Annotated in this window: 7 protein-coding genes; 1 reads left to right on the forward strand and 6 read right to left on the reverse strand. The window is 67.4% G+C overall.

Annotated features, from left to right (window positions below):
• Nucleotides 1-25: 25 nt before the first annotated feature.
• The 6 genes from G6048_RS29830 to G6048_RS29855 all read right to left on the reverse strand — a co-directional run bounded on the left by G6048_RS29830 (nt 26) and on the right by G6048_RS29855 (nt 7,077).
• Nucleotides 26-1,096 (reverse strand): LacI family DNA-binding transcriptional regulator, encoded by a 1,071-nt coding sequence (locus tag G6048_RS29830; protein WP_165342707.1) that lies wholly within the window; start codon nt 1,094-1,096, stop codon nt 26-28.
• A complete protein-coding gene (locus G6048_RS29835; RefSeq protein WP_165342708.1) occupies nt 1,086-2,453 on the reverse strand; it encodes an amidohydrolase in 1,368 nt (455 codons plus the stop codon). The genes G6048_RS29830 and G6048_RS29835 overlap by 11 nt, the downstream gene beginning before the upstream one ends.
• A 341-nt stretch (nt 2,454-2,794) precedes the next feature.
• Nucleotides 2,795-3,580, reverse strand: a complete 786-nt coding sequence (locus tag G6048_RS29840) for a carbohydrate ABC transporter permease (RefSeq protein WP_165342715.1) — start codon at nt 3,578-3,580, stop codon at nt 2,795-2,797.
• A 59-nt stretch (nt 3,581-3,639) separates the two neighbouring features.
• A complete protein-coding gene (locus G6048_RS29845) occupies nt 3,640-4,497 on the reverse strand; it encodes a carbohydrate ABC transporter permease (RefSeq protein ID WP_328827341.1) in 858 nt (285 codons plus the stop codon).
• 142 nt (nt 4,498-4,639) lie between these two features.
• Nucleotides 4,640-5,917 (reverse strand): ABC transporter substrate-binding protein, encoded by a 1,278-nt coding sequence (locus G6048_RS29850; RefSeq protein WP_165342710.1) that lies wholly within the window; start codon nt 5,915-5,917, stop codon nt 4,640-4,642.
• Nucleotides 5,918-6,315: 398 nt separating this feature from the next.
• Nucleotides 6,316-7,077 carry a DeoR/GlpR family DNA-binding transcription regulator gene (locus G6048_RS29855; RefSeq protein WP_165342711.1) on the reverse strand — a complete coding sequence of 254 codons (762 nt, stop codon included), beginning with the start codon at nt 7,075-7,077 and terminating at the stop codon, nt 6,316-6,318.
• Nucleotides 7,078-7,266: 189 nt separating this feature from the next.
• Here G6048_RS29855 and G6048_RS29860 point away from each other — a divergent pair, with 189 nt between their 5' ends.
• Nucleotides 7,267-8,124, forward strand: coding sequence for an oxygenase MpaB family protein (locus G6048_RS29860; RefSeq protein WP_328827343.1), 858 nt, complete (start codon nt 7,267-7,269; stop codon nt 8,122-8,124).
• Nucleotides 8,125-8,166 lie beyond the last annotated feature (42 nt).

The raw sequence follows: 8,166 nt of genomic DNA on the forward strand, positions 1-8,166 counted from the left end.
CGAGGGCAGTTGGGACTAGTGAGGGTCAGCGGGCGGGTGGCGCCGTGCTTCCGCGTACCTTCAGTTCGACGGGGAGGGTGTGCCGGGACGCGGGCGGGACCTCGCCCCGGGTGACGTACTGGAGCAGTTGCGCGGTCGCGGTGCGGCCCACGTCGTAGGCCGGCTGGTGGACGGTGGTCAGGGCCGGATGGATCTGCGAGGCGGCCCGGATGTCGTCGAAGCCGACCACCGAGACGTCCCGCGGCACCGAGAGACCCGCCTCCCTCAGTGCCGTGAGGGCGCCGAACGCCATCAGGTCGTTGGCCGCGAACACGGCCGTGCAGTCGAGCCCGCCCTCCTGGAGGAGTGCGGCGACCAGGCGGTGGCCGGAGGCTTCCTTGAAGTCGCCGACACGTTCGACGACTTCGCCACGGAAGGCCCGTACGAAGCCGTTCGCCCGGTCCACGCCGCTCTTGAGGGCACGCGGGCCCGTCAGCATCAGGGCGCGGCGATGGCCGAGCGCCCGCAGGTGTTCGCCGACCAGCCGCCCGCCCGCCTCATGGTCGGCGGTCGCGATGAGGGCGCCCTCGAGCCCTTCCACCTCCTCGTCGGCGAGCGCGATGGGGAACTTGCCCATGAGCGCCTCCAGCCGCCGCCGGGACGGGGGCGACCCCGACGCGTACACCATGCCGTCGATGAACCGGCTGCGGATCATGCCGAGGTAGCGGTCCTCGCGGTCGGCGTCGAACTCGGTGTTGCACAGGATCACGCCGTAGCCGAGATCATGGGCGGCGTCTTCGGCGCCCTTGGCCAGCTCGGCGAAGAACGTGTTGCTGATGTCCGGGATCATCAGGCCGATCACCGACGTCGAGCCGGCCTGCAGGCTGCGCGCCAGGGACGCCGGGACATACCCGAGCCGGTTGACGACACTGCGCACCCGCGCGGCCGTCAACTCGTTGACCGGACGGTTGCCGCTGAGGACATGCGAGACGGTGGTCGGGCTGACCCCGGCCGCCGAGGCCACGTCCTTGATGGACGCGGGCCTGCGCACCGCCGCCCGGTCCTCGTTGCCCGCGTACGTCCGGCCGCTCTCGTACGACCTGAACTCACGGGTCATAGTGCTGCACCGCCCTTCCATGGGAGGTGTCGACGATCCGGGCCGCCCGCGCGTCGGCCTCCTCCAGCAGCGCCGGTACGTCCACGGTCAGCAGCCGGCCGTCGCGCATCAGGACGCGACCGTCGACGACGACCGTCCGTACGTCGGCGGCGCGGGCGCTGTAGACCAGCGCGGCGCGCTGGTCGTGCAGCGGACGGCAGTGCAGACCGGAGAGATCGGTGAGCACGATGTCGGCGCGCATGCCCGGCTCCAGCGCCCCGATCCGGTCCTGAAGACCGAGCGCGCGGGCACCACCGCGCAGGGCCAGGCGCAGGGTGTCGGAGACGGTCATCCACGTGGCGTCCCGCACGGCCTGCTTCTGCGTGAGTGCGAGCAGCCGCAGCGCCTCCCACACATCGAGCGTGTTGTGGCCGGCTGCGCCGTCCGTGCCGACCGCCACCGTGACTCCGGCGTCGAGCAGTTCACGCACCGGGGTGAGCGGGGACAGCGCATGCTTGAGATACACCTTGGGACAGCAGGCCACGGCGGTCGTGCCGGCGTGCTCGGCCAGCAGCGGCAGGTCCTGCTCGACGATGCCGCAGCCGTGCGCGATCAGGGCCCCGGCGTCCAGCACCCCGGTCTCGTACAGCAGGCGGATCGGAGTGATGCCGCGCCGCTCCACGCTGGACCGCGTCTGCTCGAGATGCTCGGCGGCGTGGATGTGCACGCGCAGGCCGAGCCGCCGGGCATGCCCGGCCAGGGTCCGCAGGTCGGCATCGTCGACCGTGTACGGGGCGTGCGGGCCGAGCGAGACGGTCAGCCGGCCCCCGGCACGGCTGTGCCAGGTCTCCGCGAACCGCACGCCGGCCTCCAGGGCTTCCGCACCCCCGCTGCTGAAGTACGTGGGTGCGATGTCGGCCCGTAGCCCGGTCTCGGCGACCGCTTCGGCGATCTGCTCCGGGAAGAAGTAGTGGTCGGCGAAGGTGGTGACTCCGGAACGGATCATCTCCGCGCAGGCCAGCCGGGCGCCGTGCCGTACGTCGGCCGCGGTGAGGTTGGACTCCATCGGCCAGACACGGTCGTTGAACCACCCCTCGACCGACACGTCCTCGGCCGCACCGCGCATCAGCACCATGGGACTGTGCGTGTGCGCGTTGACCAGGCCCGGAACGGCCAGCAGCCCGCGGCCGTCGATCACGTCCGCCGCCTTCACTGACGGGTTGTGGTCGCCCGTCGGCCGTACGTCTTCGATGACGCCGTCCGCCACCACGATGTCCCGCGCCGGGAGGATCTCGCACTCACCGGCCGGCGGGACACGCAGCACGTCGCAGCCGCGCACCAGCAGACGGCCGGACCGCGGAGCCGTTCTGTCACTCATGCGGCACAAGCTAGATATCCAAAACGTTTTGCACAACGCCCTCGCGGTGACCCACCGGAGACGGTGAGCCACCGCAAGGGGTGCCGGAGTGATCTGCGGCGGATGTCAGCGGTGGGACCACGGCACCGCCTGCCGCCTGCATACCGGGCCGCCGCAGGACCGGGCTCAGCCCGCGGTGACGCGGGCGTTCACCCGGCGCATCCAGTCCCGGTCGGTGTGCCACATGGGGTGGTGCGGGGCCGCGTTGTGGACGTCAGGACGACGCTGTGGAAACCCGCCGCGAGGCAGCTTTCAGTACGGTCGTGTGGTTCCCGCCTTCGGCGGGTGACTGTCCGTGTCCGTCACTCGCGCACCGCCCCCTTGGTGGCGTCGGCGATGAAGCTGCGGGCGAACAGAGAGAACACCAGCACCAGCGGCAGTACGGCCAGCAGTACGCCGGCCATCACCATGGCGTAGTCCTGTCGGCCGTGCGAGACGTTGAGCTGGGAGAGGGCGACCTGGAGGGTCACCGTGTCGGGGTTGACCAGGGCGACGAGCGGCCAGACGTAGTCGTTCCACGCGGTGACGAAGGTGTAGATGCCGAGGAAGGCGAGCCCCGGCCGGACGGCCGGCAATCCGACATGCCAGTACTGACGGAAGAAGCCGCAGCCGTCCATGCGGGCGGCGTCGATGAGTTCGTCGTGAATGGCGCCGATCATGTACTGGCGCATCCAGAAGATGCCGAATGCGTTCGCTGTCGCAGGGAAGACGACGGCCTTGAGCGATCCCAGCCAGCCCAGTTCCGCCATGATGAGGTACTGGGGGATGATCGCGAGCTGGAGCGGCAGCATGAAGATGGCCATTAGCATGCCGAACAGCACACGTCTGCCGGGGAATTCGTATTTGGCGAAGGCGAACGCCGCCAGGGAGTCGAGAAGCAGGACGAGCACCGTCGTGCTCACGGCCACGATGACCGTGTTGAACATCGCGCCGAAGAAATCGATGCTGTCCAGCAGCCGCTGGATGTTGTCGAACAGATGAGGCCCGAAGGTGAGCTTCGGCGGGTACTTGGAGATGTCCTGCGTCGAGTTGGTCGCCATCACGATGGTCCAGTAGAACGGGAACATCGAGACCAGGACCCCGACCATCAGGATCGCGTGGAGGAGCAGTCCTCTGGCGGTCCGCGGCCGGCGGACTATGAGCGCCTTCACCCCTTCCTCCTTCCTTGGACAAGTCGCCAGTTGATGGCCACGAACAGCAGGATGACCAGGAAGAACGCCCAGACGATCGCGGCGGCGTAACCGAAGTTGTTGTTGTCGAAAGCCTGGTGGTAGAAGTACAGAAGTGTGGTCAAACCGGCTTGTCCCGGGCCGCCGGAGTTCGGATTGTTGGCCGCGTTGCTGCCGAACAGGACCTGAGGCTCGGTGAAACTCTGCAGGCCGTTCACCGTCGAGATGATCACCGTGAACAGGATGATCGGGCGCATCATCGGGACGGTGATGGAGAAGAAGGTCCGTACCGGCCCAGCGCCGTCGAGCTTGGCCGCCTCGTAGACATCCGAGGGAATCGCCTGCAGCCCCGCAAGGTAAATGACCATGTTGTAGCCGGTCCACTGCCAGGTCATCAGCATGGCGATGACCGCTTTGATCGTCCACTCGTTGTTCAGCCAGGGGACCGACGGCACATTCACCGCCTGCAATACCGCGTTCACGACGCCGTACCGGTCGCTGAAGGCCGAGAAGAAGAAGATGGAGACCGCGACCACAGAAGTGACGTTCGGGACGAAATAGGCGACGCGATAGAAACTCGTGAGGCGGCGCGTGGAATTCAGCATGGTGGCCAGCACCAACGCCATGAACAGCATGGGGAATGTGGAGAACACCCAGATCACCAGGGTGTTCCGCAGTGCCAGCCAGAAGGTGGGGTCGTCGAGCAGGAAGCGGAACTGCTCAAGCCCGACGTAGCTCATCTCGCCGATGCCGTCCCAGCGTTGGAACGCCAGGTACAGCGAATAGATCATCGGGAAGAACAGGAAGGTCAGGAAGAGCAGGAAGAACGGCGACACCGCCACGTACTGCGGCCAGAAGGACAGAAGCCGCCGCGGCCCCCGGCGCCGCCGCGGCCGTCCGGAACTCCGGTCGGTGCGGCGGTGCTTCTGAGGAACCTGGGGTGCTGCGGCGGGCCCGGCCGTGGGGGGTGCTGCCACTTCAGCTCACGCCCTGCTGCTTGCCGATCTGCTTGGCCTGCTCGACGGCGTCCTTCCAGGCGTCGTCCGGCTTCTTGCCCTTCGACTCAATGCTGGTCAGCTCGTTGTAGAACGGCACGGCCACCGCCGCGTTCGCCGGGGCCTCGTAGAAGGCCGGCACCTTCTCGGCGGCCGGGCCGAACACCTCGATCGTCTTCTGACCGCCGAAGAACGGATCGCCTTCGGTCAGGGCGGGCAGCTTGTAGGCCGCCGGGGACGAGGGGAACAGCGCCGCGTCCTGGAAGCCACGGCCCTGGTTCTCCGGGCTGAGCAGCCACTTGACGATCTCGAAGGCGACTTCCGGGTTGCGGCACTCCTTGGGCAGGGCCAGGAAGGAGCCGCCCATGTTGGAGGGCCCGCCGGGCAGGGGAGCGACCCGCCATTTGCCCGCGGTGTCCGGCGCCATGTCCTTGACGTCCAGCGCCATCCAGGCGGCACCCAGCTGGGTGGCCACTGTCCCGTTGGCCACGGCGGCCTTCAGGCTCTCGTCGTTGATCTTGGCGTCGGCGCCGGATTCGTAGAGCTGCACGGCGAGGTCCCAGCACTTGCGGACGTGGTCCTGGTCGCCGATGAACTTGTTGTTCTCGTCGATCATGCGCATGCCGCCCTGACCGAGGGACATGTCGAAGACGGCCGTCATGTTGTTGAGCAGAAACGCCTTGGGGTACGCCTTCTGGATCTCGGCTCCGATCGCGAAGTAGTCCTCCCAAGTGGATATCTCCGCGGCCACCTTGGCGGGATCCGTGGGCAGTCCGGCCTTCGCGAACATGTCCTCGCGGTAGTACATCGCGGTCGGACCGATGTCGATCGGGAAGCCGATCTGCTTGCCGTCCTGGGTCTGTCCCTGCTTCAGCTTCCAGTCCAGGTACTCCGAGGCGATCTTGTCGGCGCCCAGGGTGTTGAGGTCGATGAACCGGCTTGCGTTGGGCAGGAAGGAGGCGATGTCCTCGCCCTTGATCCCGGTGATGTCCGGTACGAAGCTGCGGCCGTTCATCGTGGTGAGCAGCTTCTGCTTGAAGGTGCCGCCGATGATCGAGGACTTCAGCGTCACGTCGGTGAACTGCTTCTTGGCGTCGGCCACGACCTTGTCGCTGAGGCCACCGCCCCAGTACCAGAGGGTGAGGTCCTTGCCGTCCTTCGTACCGCTGCTGCTGTCCGAGCCTCCGCACGCGGCGGTGACTCCGGCGCCCGCCGCGACGAGCAGCGCCGTCTGGACGAACCGTCTACGGGACACATCCACTTTCGTTCTCCTACTGTTCGACGTGATCGGTGACCGCGGGTGCTTCACCCGGGCACCGGGCTGCGCCAGTTGGTCGGGGCAGAGCTGCCTGGTCGCAGGGCCCGAGGCATGAGCGCTCCCCTCCCCCTGAGCCGTCGACAGCGAATGGCGGCGTGGTGCCTTTTTGCTCAGGAAGTACCGGTGCAGTGATGACACCTGCTCGAATTACGCAGAAGCTTGCACCTGGTGCGCAGATCTGGCAAGACTTCATCGCGATCCTGCGCGAGTTTGATTGAACTTGGAGGGTGGCGTGATCGCCACGCCTCTCGATCGGCGCCATGAACTGATCTTGCGAGCGCCGCGCTCACCAGCGGAATCCGCTCGGACAGCCAGGTGGTGCTGAACCATGGCCTCGGTGTTCAGGCCCGCACGACCGTGACCCCCGCCTCCTGAAGCGTCGCGCAGGTCGCGGCGTCCGCCGCGGTGTTGGTCACGACCACATCGAGTTCGCCGGGCCCGCAGACCTGGGCCATGCCCGTGCCGGGGAACTTTCTCTCGTCGGCGAGGAGTACGACCTGTTCACTGGCGGCGATCATGGAGCGCTTGACGGGCACCTCGATCACGGTGGTGTCCATGACCTGGCCGCCGGGGCGGACACCGCTCGTGCCGAGGAACAGCCAGTCGGCGTGCAGCTGCCGCAGATTGTCCTCGGTGAGAAAGCCGACCAATGAGCGGTACTCGCGTCTGACCATGCCGCCGAGCAGCACCAGGTCGATGCTCTCTTCCTTCGCGAGTTCCTCGTACACCACCAGGTTGCTGGTGATCACGGTCAGTTGACGGCCACGCAACTGCCGGGCCAGCCGATAGGCGGTCGTTCCGATGTCGAGGAGGACCGACTGGCCGTCCTCGATCATGGCGGCGGCCCGCACCGCTATCGCGTCCTTCTCTGCCACGCCCACCTCGACGACCTCCGCGAACGGCTGGTCGCCCTGCTGGTCGCCCTCCCCGACGACCGCTCCTCCGTGGACGCGGGTGAGCAGCCCCTCCTCTTCCAGCCGGACCAGGTCGCGCCGGACGGTCGCGGCGCTCACGCCCAGCTGCCCGCAGAGATCGGTCACCGAGGCGGGGCCGCCCGAGCGGAGAGCTCGCAGGATCAGTTGATGTCGTCGCTCAGCCAGCACGCGGTAGACAGTACTCGTCAAACACGATCAGATCTATGTGCGGTCTTGCAGAGGTTTTTGCATTCTCTACGTATGCAATCAGGCCACAATGATCGACTTGCGCGACCTCTGACGCCTCCTTGGCCTGCCTGTCGCCTTCCTTGTCGCAGGGGCTGTACCAAAGGGCCATGGCCTGGTCACACTGGCAGCGTGGACGTGGATCACAAGCGCGACTCCGGACTCTTCGGCCCCGACTCCGTCACCTGGCAACTGCACAGCGACCCGATGATGTGGGTCGCCGGCATCCGCGCGCTCTACCTCCAGGCCCTGCACCCGCGCGCGGTGCGCGGCGTCATGCAGAACTCGGACTTCCGCCAGGACGCCTGGGGCCGCCTGATGCGTACGGCCAACTTCGTAGGCACCACGACGTACGGCACCACTGAGGCGGCCGAGAAGGCAGGCGCCCGGGTCCGGAAGATCCACGCCATGCTCACCGCGACGGACCCCGACACGGGCGAGCGCTACCGGATCGACGAACCTGAGCTGCTGCTCTGGGTGCACTGCGCCGAGATCGACTCCTACCTCGATGTCGCCCGCCGCTCCGGCATCCGCCTCACGGAAGCGCAGGCCGACCGCTATATCGGCGAACACCGCGAGAGCGCCCGGCTGGTGGGCCTCGACCCCGAGGACGTACCCGCCGACCAGGCCCAACTCGCCGCGTACTTCGAGAAGATACGGCCCGACCTGGCCGCCGGAGAGGACGCACGGGACGTCGAGGACTTCCTGCGCAGGCCGCCGACACCCGCCCTGCTCGTCCCGGCGCGCGAACTGGTGTGGCGGGGCGTGGCGGAAGTCGCGTACGCCTCACTGCCGCCGTACGCCCATGAGCTGTACGGACGATCCGCACCCTCGCGCGAGGCCGTGAACCTTCAACTGCGTTTCACCGGCACCATGCTGCGCAGGATTCCCGCACGTGTGCGCTGGCAACTCCCGCCCAAGCACATTATCCGCGCCATGTCACGGCTCGGCCCCGGCTCCCGGCCTGCCCCGTACAAACTCGGACGGTAGCTCGCCATACTCTGTCGCTTATACACATCTGTCGCTGCCGAC

The organism is Streptomyces ureilyticus (assembly GCF_011045025.1).
GTDB classification, from domain to species: domain Bacteria; phylum Actinomycetota; class Actinomycetes; order Streptomycetales; family Streptomycetaceae; genus Streptomyces; species Streptomyces ureilyticus.

Excerpts from the sequence above, each read along its gene's own strand:
- G6048_RS29840 (WP_165342715.1), bottom strand. The coding sequence starts at position 3,580 with ATGGTCGGGGTCCTGGTCTCGATGTTCCCGTTCTACTGGACCATCGTG.
- G6048_RS29835 (WP_165342708.1), bottom strand. The coding sequence starts at position 2,453 with ATGAGTGACAGAACGGCTCCGCGGTCCGGCCGTCTGCTGGTGCGCGGC.
- G6048_RS29830 (WP_165342707.1), bottom strand. The coding sequence starts at position 1,096 with ATGACCCGTGAGTTCAGGTCGTACGAGAGCGGCCGGACGTACGCGGGC.